The 20476-nt window shown below is 60.6% G+C and carries 16 protein-coding genes; 8 read left to right on the top strand and 8 right to left on the bottom strand.

From position 1 onward, the window contains the following. Positions 1–4: 4 nt before the first annotated feature. On the bottom strand, positions 5–739 hold the full coding sequence (gene ompR, locus RAN89_RS12640) for an osmolarity response regulator transcription factor OmpR (RefSeq protein ID WP_313866645.1): 735 nt from the start codon (positions 737–739) through the stop codon (positions 5–7). Between the two features lie 161 nt (positions 740–900). On the opposite strand from ompR, the gene RAN89_RS12635 reads away from it, so the two are divergent. The 4 genes from RAN89_RS12635 (at position 901) to RAN89_RS12620 (ending at position 8167) form a co-directional block, all read left to right on the top strand. Continuing rightward, positions 901–1152, top strand: coding sequence for a hypothetical protein (locus RAN89_RS12635; RefSeq protein ID WP_313866644.1), 252 nt, complete (start codon positions 901–903; stop codon positions 1150–1152). A gap of 150 nt (positions 1153–1302) precedes the next feature. After that, positions 1303–4329: a sensor domain-containing protein gene (locus tag RAN89_RS12630; protein ID WP_313866643.1), complete on the top strand. Its 3027-nt coding sequence runs from the start codon at positions 1303–1305 to the stop codon at positions 4327–4329. Further along, on the top strand, positions 4326–5657 hold the full coding sequence (locus tag RAN89_RS12625) for a putative bifunctional diguanylate cyclase/phosphodiesterase (RefSeq protein WP_313866642.1): 1332 nt from the start codon (positions 4326–4328) through the stop codon (positions 5655–5657). The genes RAN89_RS12630 and RAN89_RS12625 overlap by 4 nt, the downstream gene beginning before the upstream one ends. Before the next feature lie 50 nt (positions 5658–5707). Further along, the gene (locus RAN89_RS12620; RefSeq protein WP_313866641.1) at positions 5708–8167 is read left to right on the top strand and encodes a protein kinase domain-containing protein; all 2460 of its coding nucleotides are present in this window, start codon (positions 5708–5710) and stop codon (positions 8165–8167) included. A 115-nt stretch (positions 8168–8282) separates the two neighbouring features. On the opposite strand, the gene RAN89_RS12615 is transcribed toward RAN89_RS12620, so the two are convergent. Further along, a complete protein-coding gene (locus tag RAN89_RS12615) occupies positions 8283–9053 on the bottom strand; it encodes a 3-hydroxybutyrate dehydrogenase (protein WP_313866640.1) in 771 nt (256 codons plus the stop codon). Between the two features lie 70 nt (positions 9054–9123). Between RAN89_RS12615 and RAN89_RS12610 the strand changes: the two genes are divergently transcribed. Continuing rightward, the gene (locus RAN89_RS12610) at positions 9124–10011 is read left to right on the top strand and encodes an alpha/beta fold hydrolase (RefSeq protein WP_313866639.1); all 888 of its coding nucleotides are present in this window, start codon (positions 9124–9126) and stop codon (positions 10009–10011) included. 24 nt (positions 10012–10035) lie between these two features. Continuing rightward, positions 10036–12435, top strand: a complete 2400-nt coding sequence (locus RAN89_RS12605) for a RelA/SpoT family protein (protein WP_313866638.1) — start codon at positions 10036–10038, stop codon at positions 12433–12435. On the opposite strand, the gene RAN89_RS12600 is transcribed toward RAN89_RS12605, so the two are convergent. The 6 genes from RAN89_RS12600 to RAN89_RS12575 all read right to left on the bottom strand — a co-directional run bounded on the left by RAN89_RS12600 (position 12432) and on the right by RAN89_RS12575 (position 17865). After that, positions 12432–12938, bottom strand: coding sequence for a heme-degrading domain-containing protein (locus RAN89_RS12600; RefSeq protein ID WP_313866637.1), 507 nt, complete (start codon positions 12936–12938; stop codon positions 12432–12434). The genes RAN89_RS12605 and RAN89_RS12600 overlap by 4 nt on opposite strands. Before the next feature lie 78 nt (positions 12939–13016). After that, on the bottom strand, positions 13017–13424 hold the full coding sequence (locus RAN89_RS12595; protein ID WP_313866636.1) for an MAPEG family protein: 408 nt from the start codon (positions 13422–13424) through the stop codon (positions 13017–13019). Positions 13425–13487: 63 nt separating this feature from the next. Continuing rightward, positions 13488–14501: an AraC family transcriptional regulator gene (locus RAN89_RS12590; protein ID WP_313866635.1), complete on the bottom strand. Its 1014-nt coding sequence runs from the start codon at positions 14499–14501 to the stop codon at positions 13488–13490. A 26-nt stretch (positions 14502–14527) separates the two neighbouring features. After that, positions 14528–15364, bottom strand: coding sequence for an oxidoreductase (locus tag RAN89_RS12585; protein WP_313866634.1), 837 nt, complete (start codon positions 15362–15364; stop codon positions 14528–14530). 125 nt (positions 15365–15489) lie between these two features. Beyond that, the gene (locus RAN89_RS12580; RefSeq protein ID WP_313866633.1) at positions 15490–17388 is read right to left on the bottom strand and encodes a hypothetical protein; all 1899 of its coding nucleotides are present in this window, start codon (positions 17386–17388) and stop codon (positions 15490–15492) included. A 3-nt stretch (positions 17389–17391) separates the two neighbouring features. Next, positions 17392–17865: an EVE domain-containing protein gene (locus RAN89_RS12575; protein WP_313866632.1), complete on the bottom strand. Its 474-nt coding sequence runs from the start codon at positions 17863–17865 to the stop codon at positions 17392–17394. A gap of 293 nt (positions 17866–18158) precedes the next feature. On the opposite strand from RAN89_RS12575, the gene RAN89_RS12570 reads away from it, so the two are divergent. Continuing rightward, positions 18159–19685, top strand: a complete 1527-nt coding sequence (locus RAN89_RS12570; protein WP_313866631.1) for a TolC family protein — start codon at positions 18159–18161, stop codon at positions 19683–19685. After that, on the top strand, positions 19682–20455 hold the full coding sequence (locus RAN89_RS12565; RefSeq protein ID WP_313866630.1) for an efflux RND transporter periplasmic adaptor subunit: 774 nt from the start codon (positions 19682–19684) through the stop codon (positions 20453–20455). The genes RAN89_RS12570 and RAN89_RS12565 overlap by 4 nt, the downstream gene beginning before the upstream one ends. The last annotated feature ends 21 nt before the right edge of the window (positions 20456–20476 follow it).

The following is a 20476-nucleotide window of genomic DNA, read 5'->3' as shown; positions in this document are numbered from 1 at the left end:
TGGCTCAGGCGGATGCTTCGTCAGGCACAAACACGTAGCCTACACCCCAGACCGTCTGGATAAAGCGGGGGGTGGTGGGGTCGGTTTCCAACAGCTTACGCAGTCGGGAAACCTGAACGTCCAGGCTGCGGTCGAAAGGTTCGAACTCGCGACCGCGGGACAACTGGGCCAGCTTTTCGCGAGAGAGGGGAATGCGGGGGTGGCGCACCAGTGCCTTGAGCATGGCGAATTCACCGGTGGTGAGGGTGATTTCCTGATCCGCTTTTTTCAGGGTGCGCAGGCCTAGGTCAAACACAAATGTGCCGAACTTGACGATTTCGTTGTCGCTGGATGGCGCGCCCGGGGCTTCCTGGGTAGGCCGGCGGCGCAGCACAGCGTGGATGCGTGCCAGCAATTCACGGGGGTTGAAGGGCTTGCCCAAGTAATCGTCCGCCCCGACTTCCAGTCCCACGATACGGTCAATGTCTTCGCCCTTGGCGGTCAGCATGATGACGGGGGTCACATCGTTGGCAGCACGCAGGCGGCGGCAGATAGAGAGGCCGTCTTCACCCGGCATCATCAAATCCAGCACGATGAGGTCGGCCGTCTCCCGCAGCATGATGCGTGTCAAAGACTTGCCGTCCTCGGCCAACAACACTTCAAAGCCTTCCTGGGTGAGGTAGCGGCGCAGCAGGTCACGGATGCGCGCATCGTCATCCACCACTAGGATTTTGTTAGGTCGGCTGGATTGGGCTTGCATGACGTCCTCAAATATGTAACAGGCCGGATTTTGCGCGGAAGGAGTCACAAACCTTCGGTGTGAGGCCCAGCTTTGACACTATGTTACAAATCTGGGGCGCGCGTTACTGCGTTGTGCCGGCCGAACTGCCACCATCTGGGTTCGCTATTTGACTGTCGATCATGCACCTCATCCGGATCATTGTCCCGTCTTTGCTGGCTTGCGCCACCGTGTGGGCGCAGCCCGCTGCGCCCCGCCCCAGTCAGGGTGTAGAAGCATCCCGTCCTGCCCCGACTGACAGGGCCATGCGCCGGAGTGAGCTGAAGGCGGTGTTGCGATCTAACGGGGAGCAAGCCGCTAGAGGCAATGCGACTCTGGATGCAAGCCAGCGCCAGCAATTGCGCCGGCAGTTGCGCGAGCAAAGCAGCCAGTGAATGGCTTCGGGCCTATAAGCCCGCAAAAACTAGCGAAATCCCTATATAAGACGCTGCTCAAAAAACAGGCTGCGCGCCATAATCTCCCGAACAACCATTCAGGGAGAGACGTTTGGTGTTCCATAACGATCTTGGCTGCGGGAGCTCCCTGTGGCATTAGACCTTGTCAAAAGCGTTGCCTTGTTGCTGGCGCTCAGCCTCACATATAGCTTCACCATCCGCTCCTTGCGCAGGAGTGGGGCGCTGAGCGAGGTTGCTACCGGTTTTTTGTTCGCGGCCATTTGCATGGTGGCCGTTCTGAATCCGGTGTCGTTGTCCCCCGGCTTGCAGGTCAATGGAAGCACCGTCGTGCTGAGCATGGCGGCGGCAATAGGCGGGCCGGTAACCGCTTGCCTGGCGGCTGCGCTGGCGCTGCTCTTTTATCTCGATGTGGGCGACTTTGCCGGCTGGAGCGGAGTGCTGGCCATGGTGGTGAGCACGGCTGCGGGATTGGCCTATCACCAGTGGGGTCGCGCCGCGGTTCGCGAGCAGTGGCTGGGGTGGATGCCGTTGTTCAGTTTGCTCAGCCAGCTGCTGGCCTTGGCCTGCCTGTTGTTCTTTCAACCGGATGTCGCGGACCCGGATTTCTCCCGGATGTTGTCTGTCTGGTTGATTTATGCCTTGGCAGCCTGGGGCCTGGGCCGCATTCTGGACGATGCACGCCAGCGCCTGCAGGGCGAAGATGCGCTGCGCGCCCACGAGGCCCGCTTGCGTGCCACCGTCCATGCCATACCGGACCTGCTGTGCCTCCTGGACAAAGATGGCAAATTGGTGGAAGTGCTCAGTCATGTCGACACCGCCTTGGGCCAACAGGTGTCCAGCTTGGTTGGTCACACCTTGCATGAAGTTTTTCCATCGTCTGAAGCAGACCGGGTGCTTGGCCACATCAGAGCAACGCTGCACACCAGAACGACACTTACATTTGAAGTCGACTTGCCCACTACCCAGGGCTCCCGTCGCCTGGAGGGGCGCACCCATGCACTTGGGGCGGAGGGGGGTGACGACAAACTGGTCGTGCTGCTGGCCCGTGATGTGACCAATCGCCACGCCGCCGCAGAGGCCCTTCGCGCCTCTGAAATGCGTTTTCGCAGCCTGTTGCAAAACATCAGTGCGGTAGCGGTGCAAGGGTTCACGCCTGACGGCACTGTCACCTACTGGAACCACGCCTCCGAACTGTTTTATGGCTACACCGAAGAGGAAGTTTTGGGGCGCAACCTGGTCGAGGTGTTGGTACCACCGGAGGCGCGATCAGAATTCAGGAGTTTGATTGCCGGCATGCTGGAGTCGGGCCGGGCGCCGGAAGCCCGAGAAATGTTGCTTTTGCACAAGACAGGCCGTGAGGTACCGGTACTGACAGGGCATGCAGCGGTGATCGGTGATGGCAGCAGCAAGGAGCTGTTCCGGTTTGACATCGATCTCAGTGAGCGAAAGCGAACGGAGGCGGAGTTGCGGGTGGCGGCGACAGCATTCGAAGCCCAGGAAGGCATGATGGTGACCGATCCCCAGCGCCGGATATTGCGGGTCAACGAAGCGTTCACCCGAATTTCGGGGTACGAGGATATTGAAGTCATCGGCAATACCCCGACCATGTTCAGCTCGGGCTGGCACGACAACGCCTTTTATGCGGAGATGAATGTTTCGCTGGCAAGCACAGGTACTTGGCAGGGGGAGATGTGGAACCGTCGCAAGAATGGCGAGATCCATCCCCAATGGCTGCACATCACGGCAGTCACTGACGATACCGGGGCAGTGAGCCATTTTGTGGCCACGGTGACGGACATCACCCAACGCAAGGCAGCCGAAGACCAAATCCGTCAACTCGCTTTTTACGACCCGCTGACCGGCTTGCCCAACCGTCGCATGCTGATCGATCGCTTGCGGCATGCCTTGGCCAGCAGCGCGCGCAGTGGCCAATGCGGTGCGCTCCTGTTCATCGACCTCGACCATTTCAAGAACTTGAACGACACCCTGGGGCATGACAAGGGGGACTTGCTCCTCCAGCAGGTTGCTCAACGCTTGCTGGACACTGTCCGGGAGGAAGACACGGTGGCCCGGCTGGGGGGCGACGAGTATGTGGTCATGCTCGAAGGGCTCGATGAGATGCACCATATTGCAGCCTCCCAAGCCACGGCGGTCGGCGAGAAAATCATCGCCAAATTGAACTGGCCTTACCAACTCGCCGGACATGAGTTCCACAGCACACCCAGCATGGGGCTGACGCTCTTCAATGGCCACGAGGTCGAGGTAGAAGACCTCTTGAAGCAGGCGGACCTTGCCATGTACCAAGCCAAGGGCGCCGGACGCAATGGACTGCGCTTTTACGACCCACAGATGCAGGCGGCTGTGAGCCGGCGCGCCGAGTTGGAAGCGGACATACGACAAGCTATCTTGTTCGGTCAGTTTGTACTGTTCTTTCAGCCACAGGTCGATCAAACAGGTCATGTGATAGGGGCAGAGGCGCTCTTGCGCTGGAACCACCCAACGCGTGGCATGGTCTCGCCGGCAGAGTTCATTCCGGTAGCAGAGGATTCGGGCCAGATTCTGACTCTGGGCAGCTGGATTCTGGAGGCCGCATGCGCCCAGCTGGTCGCGTGGGCCGCGGACCCGAAGACCCGTGCGCTGACGCTGGCTGTCAACGTCAGCTCCCGGCAATTCCGGCAGCAGGATTTTGCGCAGCATATTCTGGACATGCTGGACTACACCGGTGCCAATCCGCACTGCCTCAAGTTGGAGCTCACTGAAAGTCTTTTGGCCGACAACCTGGACGATGTGATCGTGAAAATGTCTGCATTGCGCGCCCGCGGTGTCGGCTTTTCGCTCGATGACTTCGGTACGGGCTATTCATCTCTTTCGTACCTCAAGCGCTTGCCGCTGGATCAGCTCAAAATTGACCAGTCTTTTGTACGGGATGTACTAACCGACCCGAACGATGCCGCCATTGTTCAAACCATCTTGGCACTGGGCAAAACGCTGGGCCTGAAGGTCATCGCCGAAGGGGTTGAAACCGGTGAACAGCGCGACTTTTTGGTCGTAAACGGATGCAACAGTTACCAAGGCTATTTGTACAGCCGGCCGCTGCCTGCCGATGAATTTTTGCGCTACGTCCACTCGTGCCCTGACCGGGGAGCCATGCCATGAATCCCGATGAGCTCAGTTCCAGCATCCACCGTCACCGCATCCGCCGCATACTGTGGGTCAGTGCCGGATTGCTGATGGGTTTGGGTGCAGGGTGGTCGGTTTTTTTTGCCTTGACGGGGGAATATGTAATCGCAGCAGTGGAGTTCGTGCTGCTGGTGGCTGGTGGCAGCGTGTTGTGGTTGACGCATCTGCAACTGACACGGCTTGCTTTCTTGTTGGTGACCTTGGTGACCTACTTGGCCATCGGCCTCTTTTCATTGTATTTCGACGTCCCGGATGCGGTGGCTCCGCGGACTTCCCATCTCTATCTCCTAGTCTTGACCTTGGCATCCATGCTGGTGCTGCGTAAAGAGCCACCCCTTCTGCGTTGGCCCCTGACTGGCGTGCTGATACTGACCTTTGTGGTGTTCGCCAGTACGTCCTGGAGTATTCCTTCCGAACTCAGTATCCCTGCTTCCGTGCGCCAAGTCGGGGTCTGGATCAATGCCGCCACCGCCATGCTGGGCATGCTGGCGCTGGTGCACATCACGCTTATGGAGACCGCCGAGGCGAATTCCCTGCAGCGGGATATTGAGCGTGGCATGGCGCGCCGTGAGTTCTTTCTGGTGTTTCAGCCGCAGGTGCAGGCAGACGGGAAAGTGGTTGGTGCGGAAGCACTTTTACGCTGGCGCCATCCCCAACTGGGGATGGTTTCGCCCGGCGATTTCATCCCTGTAGCGGAAGAGTCCGGGCAGATCCTGCCCTTGGGCAGCTGGGTATTGCAGGAAGCATGTCAAACCTTGCAGCGATGGGCGCGTACACCAGCGATGGATGGGGTCAGCCTTTCTGTGAACGTGAGCGCCAAACAGTTTTTGCAGCCTGACTTTGTGGGGCAAATCGCCAGTGCCATGCAACAGCACGGCGTGGTAGCCGCCCGCCTGAAGCTGGAGTTGACGGAGAGCATGCTGGTCCATGACATGAGCGACATCATCGCCAAGATGCACAGTCTCCATACGCTGGGCGTGGGCTGCTCTCTGGATGATTTCGGCACCGGTTTTTCTTCGCTCAGCTACCTGAAAAAACTGCCCCTGGACCAGATAAAAATCGACCAAGCTTTTGTGCGCGACGTGCTTACCGATCCCAGTGACGCTGCCATTGCACGTGCCGTTCTGCAGCTGGGTGAGAACCTGGGACTCGCGGTCATTGCAGAGGGGGTCGAGACGGAAGGCCAACGGGATTTCCTGCTCGCCAACCACTGCCGGCTGTTTCAGGGCTATCTCTACAGCCGTCCGCTGGCCGCCATTGATTTTGAAATGTATGTTGCCGATAACTCAGCCATGAAACTTTGATGACATACTGACAGCGTCTCGCGCCCCCGCACCCCTCTACACGGATTTTCATGCCAGATACCCAGACAGCCCGAAGCGGCGATGACAGCCGCAGCCGCCAAGTTGCCAAGAGCCTGTTGGGAAGGTTCGAGTTGATCCGCATTCTGGGCAAGGGCGCCCAAAGTACCGTGTGGCTGGCCTTTGATCCGCGCATGGAGCGCGAGGTGGCTGTCAAAGTGATGCGTCCGGGTGCCGGCGTCGATGGGCAGGCGGTTGCACAGTGGTTGCAAGAGGCCCGCAGTGTGGGCCGTGTCACCCATCCCAATATCGTGCCTGTCTACGAAGCCGACATCCATGAGGCGCAGCCCTACCTGGTGTTTGAGTACATCGCTGGCAATACCTTGGACCAGCACCTGAAACAGAATGGGGCGCTGCCAGCCAGTCAGGCGGTCGCACTCATGATGGATGTGCTGGACGCCGTAGCAGTCGCCCATGCTTCCGGCGTGGTGCATCGGGACCTGAAGCCTTCCAACATCGTGATCGATGGCGCGGGGCGCGCGCGGGTCATGGATTTCGGTATAGCGGCCCGCATCCCTGAGGCCAACAGCAAGGACCCCCACCCCGGCAGCGGGGGCACTATCGGCTATCTATCACCAGAGGCCGCCAATGGCGCCGCGCCCAGCCCTGCCATGGACATTTTTTCGGCTGGCTTGGTGCTGGCAGAAATGCTGATGGGCCGCCAGCTGGTGATGGAATCTGACCCTTACCGGGCCATCTACCGCGTCACCAATGAGCAACTGGATCTCCCCAAGGTCATGCCGGCGGGTGTGGATGACCAGCTGCGTGCCATTGTGTTACGGGCCCTTGCCAGAGATAACAGCAAGCGGTTTGTCAGCGCACGGCTGTTCCAGAGTGAGCTGGAGCTATGGGTGAAGTCCCTGCAAGGACCTGCTGCAGGCAGTGAAGCGTCCAACAACGCCACCCTGGAGTTTTTGCTGCGGCGCATGCGGCACAAGAGCGATTTTCCCGCCTTGTCGGATTCCGTGACCCGTATCCAGAGCATGGCCCGCTCCGATAAAGAGAGTGTGGGCAGCGTCACCAACGAAATCCTCAAGGATGTGGCGCTCACCAACAAGCTCTTGCGCCTGGTCAACAGTGCGCACTACGCACGTGGCGGCAGCATCAGCACCGTGTCACGGGCCGTGCACCTGGTGGGCTTCAACGGCATCCGCAATATGGCGCTCAGCCTGGTATTGCTGGAGCACATGCAGGACAAGGCCCATGCGGCCCAGCTCAAAGAAGAGTTTCTGCGCTCGCTGATGGCCGGCTCCATTGGTGGAGAGCTATGCCCGCTGGTGCGCGACAGCGAGGAGGCATTCATTGGCTCCATGTTCCAGAATCTGGGCCGGTTGTTGGCGCAGTTCTATTTCCCGGAAGAGGCCAACAACATCCGGACCCTCACCCAGTCAGCCCGTGATCGCAAGACCGAGGAGGCCGCTTCCATCAGTGTCTTGGGCCTGAGCTATGAAGAACTGGGGCTGGGTATCGCCAAGAGCTGGGGTTTGCCGCCGGGAATCCAGCGCTGCATGCGCAAACCTACAGGAACGCCGCCGTCCACGCCACCGTCCGATGCGGCTGAACGCATTCGCTGGATTGCTCTCGCGTCCAACGAAATCGCCGATGTGCTCTTGCGCAGCGATGCCAGAGAGGTGGATGACCGCATTGCCGCTGTCACCAAGAAATACGCCAATGTGATGGGCAGCAGCATCAAGCTGGTGAATGAGGCCACGGCCAAGGCCCGCCTCAAGCTGGTGGACCTTGCCAATGCCATGGACATTCATGTGGCGCCGGGATCTGCAGCTGCCAAGTTGCTGCAGCTGCCGGTAGAGCTCAGCAGCCGCGCCGCGCCCCTGCAGGCGGAAACAGACGGCAATCTGGGCAGCTTTGCGCTGCAAGCCACTCAGGCCGCCCCCTTGGATGAACCCGGTGCGCCGCCTTCTACCCGCCGCAACAACCTGGTAGCCGAAACACTTTCCGCGGGTATTCAAGACATCACCAACGCCATGGTGGATGACTTCAAGCTCACCGATGTGCTGCGCATGATCCTGGAGACCATGCTGCGCGCGCTGGAGTTTGACCGCATCATTTTTTGCATGCGCGACGCCAAGACGGAAATGATGACCGGACGCTTCGGTTTGGGGCAGGGCGTGGAGGCGCACATCAAAGGCTTCAAGACCCACCTCAAGGCTGCTTCGCCGGATTTGTTCGGGGTGGTGTGCATCAAGGGCGCCGACACCATGATCAGTGACGCTGCCGAGTTGCGCATCGTGCAGCGGCTGCCCGCGTGGTACCGCAGCGGCCTGAATGCAGCGGCATTTTTGCTCTTGCCCTTGCAGATCAAGGGCGCGCCTTTCGGCCTGATTTACGCCGACAAGCTCAAACATGGCGCACTGGAGCTGGACGAAAAAGAACTGGCCTTGCTGCGCACCTTGCGCAACCAGGCCGTGATGGCGTTCAAGCAGTCCAGCTGAGCGTGTGAGTCTGAATGAGAAAAGCCCCGGCAGGACCCTGCCGGGGCTTTTTTGCTATTGAATTCATAGCTGCTCGCGCATATCCATCGGGCGCCAGAGCCCGATTTGTTCGAAATTACTGCGCTGTCCAGCCACCGTCCATATTCCATGCCACGCCGCGCACATTGTCGCCAGCGGGGGAGCAGAAAAACACGGCCAAGGCGCCCAGCTCCTCGGGCGTGGTGAATTGCATGGAGGGCTCTTTTTCGCCCAGGAGCTGTTTGGTAGCGTCCGCGTTGCTGATGCCTCGCGCGGCAGCTTTGGCATCCACCTGCTTTTGCACCAGCGGGGTCAGCACCCAGCCGGGGCAGATGGCGTTGCAGGTCACGCCGGTAGTGGCGTTTTCCAGTGCCGTGACCTTGGTCAGGCCCACCACACCGTGTTTGGCCGCCACATAGGCCGACTTTTCGGCCGAGCCCACCAGCCCGTGGACGGACGCCACGTTGATGATGCGGCCCCAGTTCTTTGCTTGCATGCCGGGCAGGGCCAGGCGGGTCGCGTGGAAGGCGCTGCTCATGTTGATGGCGATGATGGCGTCCCATTTCTCGATGGGGAAGTTTTCGACCCGCGCCACATGCTGAATGCCCGCATTGTTGACCAGAATGTCCACGCCGCCGAAAGTGGTCGTGGCGTGCTCGATCATGGCTGCGATCTCGGCAGGCTTGCTCATGTCCGCACCGTGGTAGCTCACTTGCACGCCCAGAGCGGCCACTTCGGCCTTGGGACCCTCCACGTCGCCAAAGCCGTTGAGCACGATGTTGGCGCCTTGTGCGGCCAGTGCCTTGGCGATACCCAAACCGATGCCGCTGGTGGATCCGGTAACGAGGGCGGTTTTACCTTTCAACATGCGTCTTCCTTCACAAAGTGGTGGGGGGATTCCATTAGGATGTGGTCATTATCAAACGAGTGATTGCACCATGGCTGAACCTACGCTGAATTACGTACCCTGCGCTGACGCCAACGGTCCGCGCCGCATGGCGTATTGGCAGTGGGGCGCGGCAGACGCCGCCCACACCGTGGTGTGTGTGCATGGCCTCTCGCGACAGGGGCGCGACTTTGACGTGCTGGCACAGGCCCTGGTCGCCCGCGCTTCCCAGTCCATCCGTGTGGTCTGCCCCGACGTGGCTGGACGTGGTCAGAGCGATTGGCTTAAAGACCCTGTCGGCTATGGCGTGCCGACCTATGCCGGCGACATGTTGGGCCTGCTGGCGCACCTGAAGCCCGCCACTCTGGATTGGGTGGGCACCAGCATGGGCGGCCTGATCGGCTTGGCGGTGACTGCGCATGCCGCCTCCGTGGGCTTGAAAGTACGCAAATTGGTGCTGAACGACGTGGGCCCGGTGATCCAGTGGTCGTCGCTGCAGCGCATAGGCACCTATCTGGGCCGCGCCGTGAGCTTCGACAACCTGCAGCAGGCCGCTGACGCCATGTTGGCGATTTCGAGCAGTTTCGGGCCGCACACACCGGCGCAGTGGCTGGAGTTGTCACGCCACATGGTCAAGACCCTCCCGGACGGCAAGTTGGGGCTGCATTACGACCCTGCGATTGCCATCCCGTTCAAGGCAGTGACAGAGGAGCTGGCGCTGGCCGGCCAGGCTCAGCTGTGGCAGCTGTATGACGCCATCACGGCAGACACTTTGTTGCTTCGCGGCGCGGAGTCCGACCTTTTGTCACCCGAGACGGCACTGGCCATGACGCAGCGTGGCCCCAAAGCCCGCCTGCTGGAGTTTGCCGGTGTGGGCCACGCCCCGACCCTGATCGCCCAAGACCAACAGGACGCCGTGACTTCTTTTTTGCTGGGGTAACGTTCCCCGCCTTGTGAGCCTTCCATGAAAAGTTTGTACGCCGGGGACATTGCCACGGCCACCCCGCAAGTGATTGCGGCCACCGCAGACAGCCTGCCCGAGCAGGCCGGAGCCCTGCAGCGCGCTCGCGCCTTTGCCGAGCCTTTGTTGGCGACGGAGTCGCTGGATACCGGCGAAAACGTGCTTCAACACGCGGATGCCGTAGCCGCTATTCTGCGCACCATTGGCGGCTCCGAGGCCATGCAGGCTGCCAGCTACCTGGTGTATGCCTGTGACCACCTGAACAAGCCCCACGAAATCATCGCCAAAGCCTTCGGCGACAACTTTGCCGACCTGGCCCTAGAAACCACCAAGCTGGTGCGCCTGCAGCGCATGGCACGGCTGGCCCAGCAGTCGGCGAGCCACAGCAATAGTGCGGCACCCATGGCGCAAACCGCCGGACCCGCCGGGCCGTCCCAAGGGGCCGATAGCCCCCATGGGGGGCAGCGACTCGCGCAGCGATGGAGCGTGGGGGCACCTGGTTTACAGACGGAGAGCGTTCGCAAGATGCTGTTGGCCTTCAGCAAGGACCTGCGTGTGGTCATGCTGCGCTTGGCGTCGCGCTTGCAGACCTTGCGCCACTTTGCGGCGACCAAGTTGCCGGTGCCGCCGGGGCTGGCTTCTGAGGCCCTGCAGGTGTTTGCGCCCTTGGCCAACCGGCTGGGCATCTGGGAAATCAAGTGGGAGATGGAAGACCTGTCGTTCCGCTTCCTCGAGCCCGACACCTACAAGCAGGTCGCCAAACTGCTGGACGAAAAGCGGGCAGAGCGGGAAGCCTCGGTGGAGCGACTGCGCCAGCAGCTGGCGGACGAGTTGGCAGCGCAGGGCGTGCAGGCTATCGTGCAGGGTCGGCCCAAGCACATCTACAGCATCGTCAAAAAGATGCGGGGCAAGTCGCTGGGCTTCGATCAGGTGTACGACATCCGGGCGCTGCGCATCGTGGTGCCCACGGTGCCGGACTGCTACGCGGCACTCAGCCTGGTGCACACCCGCTTCACACCGATCACTGAAGAATTTGACGACTACATTGCCCGGCCCAAGCCCAATGGGTATCAGTCGCTGCACACCGTTGTAAGAGAAATGGACCCCCAAGCTCCGCCCTTGCAGGGGGCGCTGCCCCCCGAGGGGGCTGTCCCGCTTGGGGGCGGCCCGGCAGCGGGACGATCGGCAGGGCAACCCATAGAGGTGCAAATCCGCACCCAGGCTATGCACGACCATGCAGAGCATGGTGTGGCCGCCCACTGGGCCTACAAAGAGGCGGGCGCCAAAGGCTATGGCGGCAGCGTGACGGCCGCCGGCGAGTACGACGCCAAGATTGCTGTGCTGCGCCAATTGTTGGCCTGGGAGCGCGACCTCTCCGGCGCCCATGCGTCCGACGGGCAGGGCATGTTTGACGACCGCATCTATGTGCTCACGCCAGATGCCGCCATTGTGGAGCTGCCGCAGGGGGCAACCGCGGTGGACTTTGCCTACAGCGTGCACACCAACCTGGGCCACCGTTGCCGGGGTGCCAAGGTGGATGGCGCCATGGTGCCGCTGAATACTCCGCTCAAAAACGGCCAGACCGTGGAAGTGACTGCCGTGAAAGAAGGCGGCCCCTCACGGGACTGGCTCAACCCCGAGCTGGGCTATCTGGTCAGTCACCGGGCGCGCGCCAAGGTGCGGGCCTGGTTCAATGCGCTGGCCATGGGTGAGACCATGGCCAAGGGCCGCGAGGCGGTAGAAAAGCTGCTGCAACGTGAGGGCAAAACCGCCATTAAGCTCGACGACCTGGCCAGCCAGCTGGGCTTCCACAATGCCGACGCCTTGTTTGAGGTGGTGGGCAAAGACGAGTTTTCACTGCGCAACATCGAGCTTCTGCTGCGCCCGCCCGAGCCCGCCGGCCCGCAGGACGACTACATGCCGCTCAAAAAGCCGCGCGGTGTGTCCGGCGGCAAGGGCGGGGTACTGGTGGTGGGCATCGATTCGCTGATGACCCAGTTGGCCAAGTGCTGCAAGCCGGCACCGCCGGATTTGATCAGCGGCTTTGTGACCCGGGGCAAGGGCGTGAGCGTGCACCGGTCGGACTGCTCCAACCTGCGCAACATGGTGCAACGCAGTGGCGACCGCCTGATCGAGGTGGAGTGGGGCGCCCCGGGCGGCAAAGACGGGAACGTGTATCCGGTGGACGTTGCAGTTGAGGCTTTGGACCGCCAGGGCCTGCTGCGCGACATCTCGGAGGTATTCGCCAAAGAAAAGATGAATGTCATCGGGGTGCAGACCCAGTCTGTCAAAGGCACCGCCTGGATGACATTCACCGTGGAAGTGGCCGAATCCGGCCGCCTGACCCGGGTGCTCAAGATCGTGAACGAGCTCTCCGGGGTGCGCTCTGCGCGGCGGCGCTAACCGGTTCCGCGCTCATCCAGCGCCACCTCGTGCAAAGGGACACCGCAAAGCTCGGCCAGTGCTTTGATGGCCATGGCGTGGTCGTCCCGCTGCGGGATGCCTGAAACGGTCACCACCCCGACCACACCCACGCCGCGCACCCGTATGGGCACGCTGCCACCGTGCGTGGCGTAGTCGCGCAGGGGCAGGCCCTGTTTGGCCTCCAGGGTGCTGCCTTCTTTTTCCAGCTTGAGGTTGAGCGCGTAAGAGCTGGTGTGCAGCAACTCCACCGAGTTGCGCTTGCGCCGCGCCCAGTCCGCGTTGGTGGGGCCGGTTCCGGGCATGCCGTAGAAGAACACGGTGTCCTTGCCCAGGCGAATTTCTATCGCCAGCGCCACGCCGGCTTCTTCGCTAAGGGCCTTGATGCGGCTGCCCAGCGCCCATGCGGAGCGCTGGTCAAAGGCGTCAAACTGCAGGCGCTCTTCCTGGAGGGCGAGGCGGGCGAGGTCAGTGTCTATGGTCATGGTTTTTGCTATCAATTCAGGAGCTCTCCGCGCATATTTCATGGGCGCGAGGTGCTCGTTGGATGATGAATGGGTCCCTCAGGCCGCCAGCAGTTGAAGGGCCATCCAGAGGCAAATCACCAGCTGTACGCTCCAGAAACTGGCTCGTACAAACACCTGCAGCGGGCCTGTGCCCCACAAATGCGCCAGGGTCTGGCCGATGCGTGCGTAGAGCACGAAGGGTGCGATCGTTTGGATGGTGTTGGACTTGTCCATCAGGCTGGCCGCAAGCACCAGCACCGCAAAAACCGGCAGGTTTTCCATGCAGTTGGCGTGGGCGTCTTCGAGGCGTTTGACCAGGCTGGCGTCGTCCTGCGGTTTGTTGCCCCGCGGCCAGTGGTTGATGGGTGTGCCGCGCAGAAAGCGCAGCCCGCGGTACAAAAACACCAGCGTGATCAAGGCCAGTGTCCAAAGTGCAAAACCCACCAATGCTTGCAATGCAGTCATGAAACATGTCTCCTTAGTTGTGATGTGAAACCATAGCAGACCGCCCCCTAGGGGCAACCCGCATTACATGGGGGCAGCCTGGCGCGGCATGTTGCTGCGGTACTGACCGGGTGTGCTGCCGGTCCAGCCCTTGAAGGCGCGAATGAATGAGTTGCCGTCCTGAAAGCCCAACAGCCACGATACCTCTCCGGGCGTGATGGCATCCTGGCGCAGGTAGTGCTCGGCCAGCTCCCGGCGGGTGCGGTTGAGTACATCCTGAAAGCTCAGGCCTTCTGCGAGCAACTGCCGTTGCAAGGTCCGCCGGCTGGTGAGCAGTTTGGTGGCCACATCGTCAATGCCGCTACACCCGCCGGGCAGCAGCTCCAGCAAGGCGCTGTGCACCCGCTCAGAGGCTTTGGCCGTGTGGTCCTGATCGGTGATGCGCTTCATCAAGGCGGGCTCAAAGCTCTCCCACATGGCGTTGTCTTCGGTCAAAAACGGGTGTGCTGCGTCTTGAGGGCTGAAGGTGATGCGGTTACGGTCGGCGGCTTGCAAGGCACAGCCGAAGAAGGCCTCGAGCGGGGCGCAGTCATCCGGTAATTGCACCAGCTCCACCCGCAGGGGCACCACCTGTTTGCGGGTGGCCAGACGCGCCAGCTGGGTAAAAAACACCATTTCGGTGGCCGCAAGGCTGCGGGGCAGATGCCCCTCATAGCCGTAGCAGCTCAAGTCTGCCGAGGTGCCGTTGGAGGTGACTTGCACTTCCAGAATCATGGGCCCGATAAGGCGCTTGAAGCTGGAGAGCCGCTGCAGTGCCACATTCATGTTGGGGGCACACAGGCTGGCGAAGATGGGCGGATCAAACGCCTCGACCGAAATGGCCCGGCCGAAGCGCAGGGGCAGGTCGTCGCCACCGGCCACTTGCTCCATGCCGTTCCAGAGCTTGAAGAAGTCTGCCGGGCTCAGGCTGGCATCCGGGCGCGAAAACATGTCGCCCGGCAGGCCTGCCCACGCGAGCACCTCACCCACGGGGAGCGCCATGTCAGCCAGAAGTAGCTTCCAGCCGCGTTGGATGGCAAATTTGCTGGCGTGTTTCACCGGGTGCTCCTGTCAGGTGGCGATGATTACTTCATCTGGCTCATGACCGCCATGTCAAAGAAGCGGTCACCGAACCATTTTCGGATGAACATCAGTGGCTTGGCCATTTTGCCTGCCACGTAGCGGGTTTTGGGCTTAGGGGCGGCGATGGCTTCGGCGATCACGTCCGCAATCACGGAAGCGGGGGACGCAGCATTGGGCTTGCTGTAAGCGTCGCCAGTGGCCTTGGCCACGATGTGTGCCAGCTTGGCGTAGGGGCCATTGCCGGAGCGTTCCAGCAGCGGGCCGGTCATCACGTCGCCGAACTCCGTGGCAATGATGCCGGGCTCCACGATCACCACCTGAATGCCGAAGGGAGCCAGCTCCAGGCGGAGGCAATCGCTCCAGCCTTCCAGAGCATGCTTGGTGGCGTGGTACCAGCTACCCAGCGGGGTATACATCTTGCCGCCCATGGACGAGATGTTGATGATGCGCCCGCGCTGTTGGCTGCGCATATGGGGCAGCACCAGCTGGGTCATGCGTGCCAGGCCGAAGAAGTTCACATCGAACTGGTAGCGCGCATCGGCCATGCTGGTGTCTTCCATGGCACCGTAAATGCCGAAGCCGGCGTTGTTCACCAGCACGTCCACGCCGCCATGGGTTGCGGTGATTTGCGCGATACCGGCTTGCATCTGGGCTTCATCAGTGACGTCCATTTTGAGGGGATGTGCGCCCAGAGCCTGCAGGTCTTGCATCAACTCGATACGGCGCGCAGCGGTGTAGACCACATGCCCTTGGCGAAGCAGCAACTTGGCGGCTTCTTTGCCCATGCCGGAAGAAGCACCGGTGATGAGGACGACTTGGGGGCGAGTGTTGGTAGTCATGGCGTTTTCCTGTGAATGCAGAGTGGGTTGTTGACGGAATGGCTGAATCGTAGGCGGCAAGACGCGCCACGTCACTCGCCATTCGCGCCAAGGCACATGCAAATCGCGCCTGCTCTCGTCCGGAATCAGCGGGGCGCCGGGGTGAATTCCATGCGCACCCAGGCATTGCCGGTGGCGGCTTGCAGGAAGCGGATGGCGGTGCGGTTGAAGGTCAGACCTTCTTCTGTCACCGTCTCGGTTTGGAACTCGAAGGCCTGCGAGGCGCTGATGTGGGCCCGCAAGTGTTCCCGTTTTTGCCAGAAGTCCAAGGTGCCGTCCGCCAAACGCTGGAACTGGCCGGTGCTGATGATGGCCGACTCAAAGGTCTGAGGGGTGCTGAAGCGGAAGGCATCCTCAATGATCACCTTGGGCTCTGGCCCTCGAATATGCTGCGCGGAGCGCTCCAGTTTTTGTAGCGAATCCAGTGCATAGGCGGGCTTCATGTCGATGCGCACCATGCTGCCGTTGGCGTCGCCTCGTTGCTCGAGAACTGGCGCTTTGACCTTGGTGGACTCGCGTTGCAACTGGCCCGCCACCACGGGAACCGGGTGGCCCCAGGAGTTGATGCCGCGGATGGTAAAGCGGTCTTTGCTGAAGGTTTTGGAGGAGTACACCGTGGCACCCGCATCGCCCACCGGCTGCTCGGCGCCAAGGGCAATGGCGTAGGAGCCCACATCGTTATGGCTGTGATTGCCGTTGCCGCCCGCCTTGATGGCAAAGCCCAGGGTCTCGCCCGGCCCAGGGCGGGACACCAGCACGCCCACGGTGTTGAAGTAGGTCTGTAAGCCCACTGCCGGGGCGCTGCCATGGCCTGCCGGCGCAGGCTTGCTGAACAGCTTGATGGATGCCTGCACCAGCGGACTGGAGTTGGCCGGGGTATTGACGCTCACGCTTTGGCTGAACAGGGTTTGCGGCTGGCCCAGACCATAGGCCTCGTTGGCATAGGCGCGGGTGGTGTCATCCATGCGGGTGTTGCGCCCTGCGTCTCCAAACAGCGCCACATTTCCCGGCGTCATCTCAAACCGGTACCCGTAAAGTGCTACTTCGCGCACCAGCGGGTGGTCAAACAGGTCGAGCCGGTTCGCCGTGGCCTGCATCAGCATTTCCCGCAACTCTGTGTAATGCGAGAAGCCATAGTTCCAGTAGCCGGGGCCCTCCAGCGCGTAGCCGTCCGGCGGGAAACCACCCAGATAGTTGCGGATGTAATGCTCCGCGCCCGCCACAAACACTGCACGGTCTTCGCGGTCGGGCAACAGCGCCAATGCAGTGCCTGTTACCCCTTTGAGGCACACCGCGTTCCAGTTGTGGTCTGCCTTGAGCCACCAGTGGTCTTTGCCTCCCGACTCGTAGCTGGCGCGCACCGGGGCGAGTACGCGTTGCACCACGGCATCCCGCACCATCCTTCGGGTCGAGCCATCCAACTTGTCGCCCAGCAGGTAAAGCGCCTGAGCCAGTTCGTTGGCGGTGTCGGCGGCAAACAAATCCACCTCAAAACGCTGCCCGCGGAAATTGCGCAAATCCTTGTCATGGGCCGGCCACGTCCAGGTGGGCTGTGTGCTCAGGGCTTGGAGCAAGCGTGAGATGGCGGGCAGGTAGCTGCCCGCCCACTGGCTGCATTCCGCCAGCACCAGCACATGCAGCCCCGCTTTGCGCGCATTCATCATGCGTTCACCATCGCCACGAACGCCATTGCGGCTGTATTCGAGGTAGGCCTCGTCGTCCCACGGAGGCACGGTCTGCGCGGCGATTTTTTCAGCGGCTTTGGTGACTTCTTGCAGGCGCCGTTGAACGTCCGCTTGCCCCCAGGCGGAACGATCCTGACAAGCTGGCCCCAAACCGGATGGCTGCTCTGCCAATTGTTGGGCGAGGCTCGCCACCCGCGCGTGCGCAATGTCTGCGAAACGACCGGCATGGGCACTGGAAAGCAGCGCACCTGCCAGCCAAAGAACGCACGCCCACAGCTTCGGAAAACACGGCCTCGGCATCACTCAGACTCCCGGATGCCCGAGCACGCTCACGATGTGTTGCCAATGCGCAGGCTCCACCGGCGTGATGGACAGCCGGTTGCCTTTTTTGAGAATGAGGAGATCGGCGAGGGCCGCATCAGCCCGAAGCTCCGGCAACGTGAGGTTGCGCGTCTTGTGGACTACCTGGACATCGACCAGGAGCCAGCGGGGCGCTTCGGGCTTGCTCGCCGCATCGAAATAGGGTGACGCGGGGTCAAATTGGGTGGGGTCTACCTTGATGCCGGACGCGACCCGCGCAATGCCCACCACACCGGGCTGCGCACAACTGGAGTGGTAGAACAGCACCCCATCGCCCACCTGCATGCTGTCGCGCATGAAATTGCGGGCTTGGTAGTTGCGCACGCCGGTCCAGCCCACGGTGGCGTCGGGCATGGCCAGCACGTCGTCAATCGAAGCCTCGGCGGGCTCGGCTTTCATGAGCCAGTAGTGGGGCATTGTTTTCCTATCGCACTTTTTCAAGCATGGATAAAGCCTGTTGCTGCTTTCCTAGTGCTTCACTGTATGCCATGGCTGGCTTGTTGACATTTTTTGGCTGATTTTCGCTGGGTCAATGTCCAAGATCGGATCGCTTGGCAGCAGTGGCATCGGCCCCTCGTCATTCACTTGTGTCAACTCCATGACTGCAACATGGACTAATTTTTATGTTGGATGATTGAATAATTTGCTTAAATCATTTTTATTAAGCATAATTAACAAATACAATTTATTCAATTTTAAGGAGATGCGTAATGCGTCAAGGCAAGCTGATTCAAATTTTCACGTTGTCTGCCACAGTGATGGCGCTTGCGGGTTGCGGGACGATCACGCCCAGTCCCTTGACGCAAGACGAGCTCAACCAGACCAACCGGACTGACAAGTCCATGGCCTCCAGCGCGGTCGAGCCGATCGATGGACCGTTGACGCTGGACGAGGCCATGGCCCGGGCGCTCAAGTACAACCTTGATCGCCGAACCCGGTTGATGGAGGAGGCCCTGTCCATGAACCAGCTGGAGATGGCTGAATTTGATGCTCTCCCCAAACTGGTGGCCCAAGCGGGATATACCGCTCGGGACAAGGAGCGAGCCACCTACAGCAGCCAGTACACACCGAATCAGGTGGTGTCCAGTTTTCAGACTTCTTCCTATTCGAGCGAACGTAACCACGGAACCGCCGATCTCGGGTTGACTTGGAGTCTGTTGGATGCCAGCGTGGGCTACTACGGAGGGAAACAGCAGGCAGAGCGGGTGCTTATCGCTGCGGAAAAGCGCCGAAAGGCGATGCATGTACTTATGCAGGATGTACGCACGGCCTATTGGCGAGCAGCAAGCGCCCAACAATTGCGTAGCCAAGTGCAACAGACCATTGCGAATGCCGAAAGTGCCTTGGCTGACTCCCGAAAAGTTGAGGCTGAGCGGGTCCGCAACCCCATGGATGCACTGCGCTACCAGCGGCAGCTCCTGGAGAACCTGCGGCTGCTGGAATCCATAGAGCAAGAACTCGCAAGTGCCCAAGTCGATCTGGCGGCACTGGTGAACGCGCCTTTGGGCCAACCCATCACTATTGCGGAGACCTCTCTGGCCTTGTCGGAGGACAGCATGCTTACTTTGCCAATCCAGCGATTGGAGGATTTCGCGCTGGAGAACAACGCTGACCTGCGTGAGCAGCACTACAACAGCCGAATTGCCAGGCAAGAAGTGCAGAAAACCATGGCCCGCATGTTTCCAAACTTGAACTTTAACTACGGCTTCAAATACGACGCTGACCAGTACCTCGTCCACAACAACTGGAATGAAGCTGGTTTACAGCTTTCATTCAATCTATTCAACATTCTGACGGCTCCTACCCAGACCAAGCTGGCGGAGGCGGGGGTGAAATTGGCCGATCAACGCCGGGTTGCTTCCCAAATGGCCGTGATTACGCAATTGCATCTCGCTCGTCTGCAATTGATCAACGCGCGCAAGCAGTTCCTACGAGCGGACAGTGTGTACGAAACGGATGTGCGTATTGCGTCTTTGGTACGTAGTCGTGCCAACGCCCAAGCACAAAGCAAACTGGATGAAGTGGCGAACGACACCGCTGCGATTCTGAGTCTGCTTCGCCGTTACCAGGCTCTCGCCCAGGTCAATGTGGCAGAGAACCGTTTGATCGCAAATCTGGGGCTCGAGCCTCGTCTGGGAAGCACTGATGCTCTGAAATTGAAGGAGTTGACGCAACAAATTTCCATGAATAACCGCCAGCCTTGGGCGCCACTTCTCTCCGGAGCCGAAAAGCCATGAGAGTCACCCTCAAGTCTCTGACCGTGTTGTGGCTGGGCGTTTCAGCATGCGTCTCAGTATCCGCACAGGTCCCGCCACCGGCGCCTGCTCGCCCCGCCGTGGAACGGCAGGAAATCCGCGCACAGCTGATGCCCAGGCGCTTTACGACCTTGGCTGCAGAGCTTCCTGCAAAGGTGAGCAATGTCCATGTTCCAGAGGGCGGAGCCTTCAGGGCTGGTCAGGTCCTTGTTAGTTTTGATTGCACGCTTCCCCAGGCCCAGCTGAAGAAAGCGCAAGCCGAGTTGGACGGTGCTGAACAAACCCTGCAATCCAACAAGCGCTTGTTGCAACTCAATGCCGTAGGCCAATTGGACATGGAGCTGTCCGCTTCAGCAGTGAATAAAGCCAACGCGGAAGTCAGCACCCAGAAGGCCATGCTTTCCAAATGCCATGTCATTGCACCTTACGGCGGTCGCGTGGCTGAGCAAAAGGTGCGCGAGCAGCAATTCGTGCAAGCGGGTCAGCCGCTCATGGACATCCTGGATGACAGCGTTCTTGAATTGGAGTTTCTGGTTCCTTCGGCTTGGCTGGGGTGGTTGCGTGCCGGTGGGAGTCTGAAAGTCGACATTGACGAAACCCGCAAGACATACCCTGCAAAGTACATCCGTATAGGCGCAAGGGTTGATCCTGTGAGTCAGTCTATCAAGGTAGCAGCGGCAATTGATGGCAGATTTCCAGAGCTCATCGCGGGAATGAGTGGCAGAGTCAGTGCCAATCCGCCGCAACGTTAGACATCGCCGCCAGCCCTAGTC

Source organism: Rhodoferax mekongensis (assembly GCF_032191775.1).
GTDB classification, from domain to species: Bacteria; Pseudomonadota; Gammaproteobacteria; order Burkholderiales; family Burkholderiaceae_C; genus Allorhodoferax; species Allorhodoferax mekongensis.
Note: the sequence above shows the minus strand (reverse complement) of the source record. Positions and strands in the feature narration are given on the sequence as shown.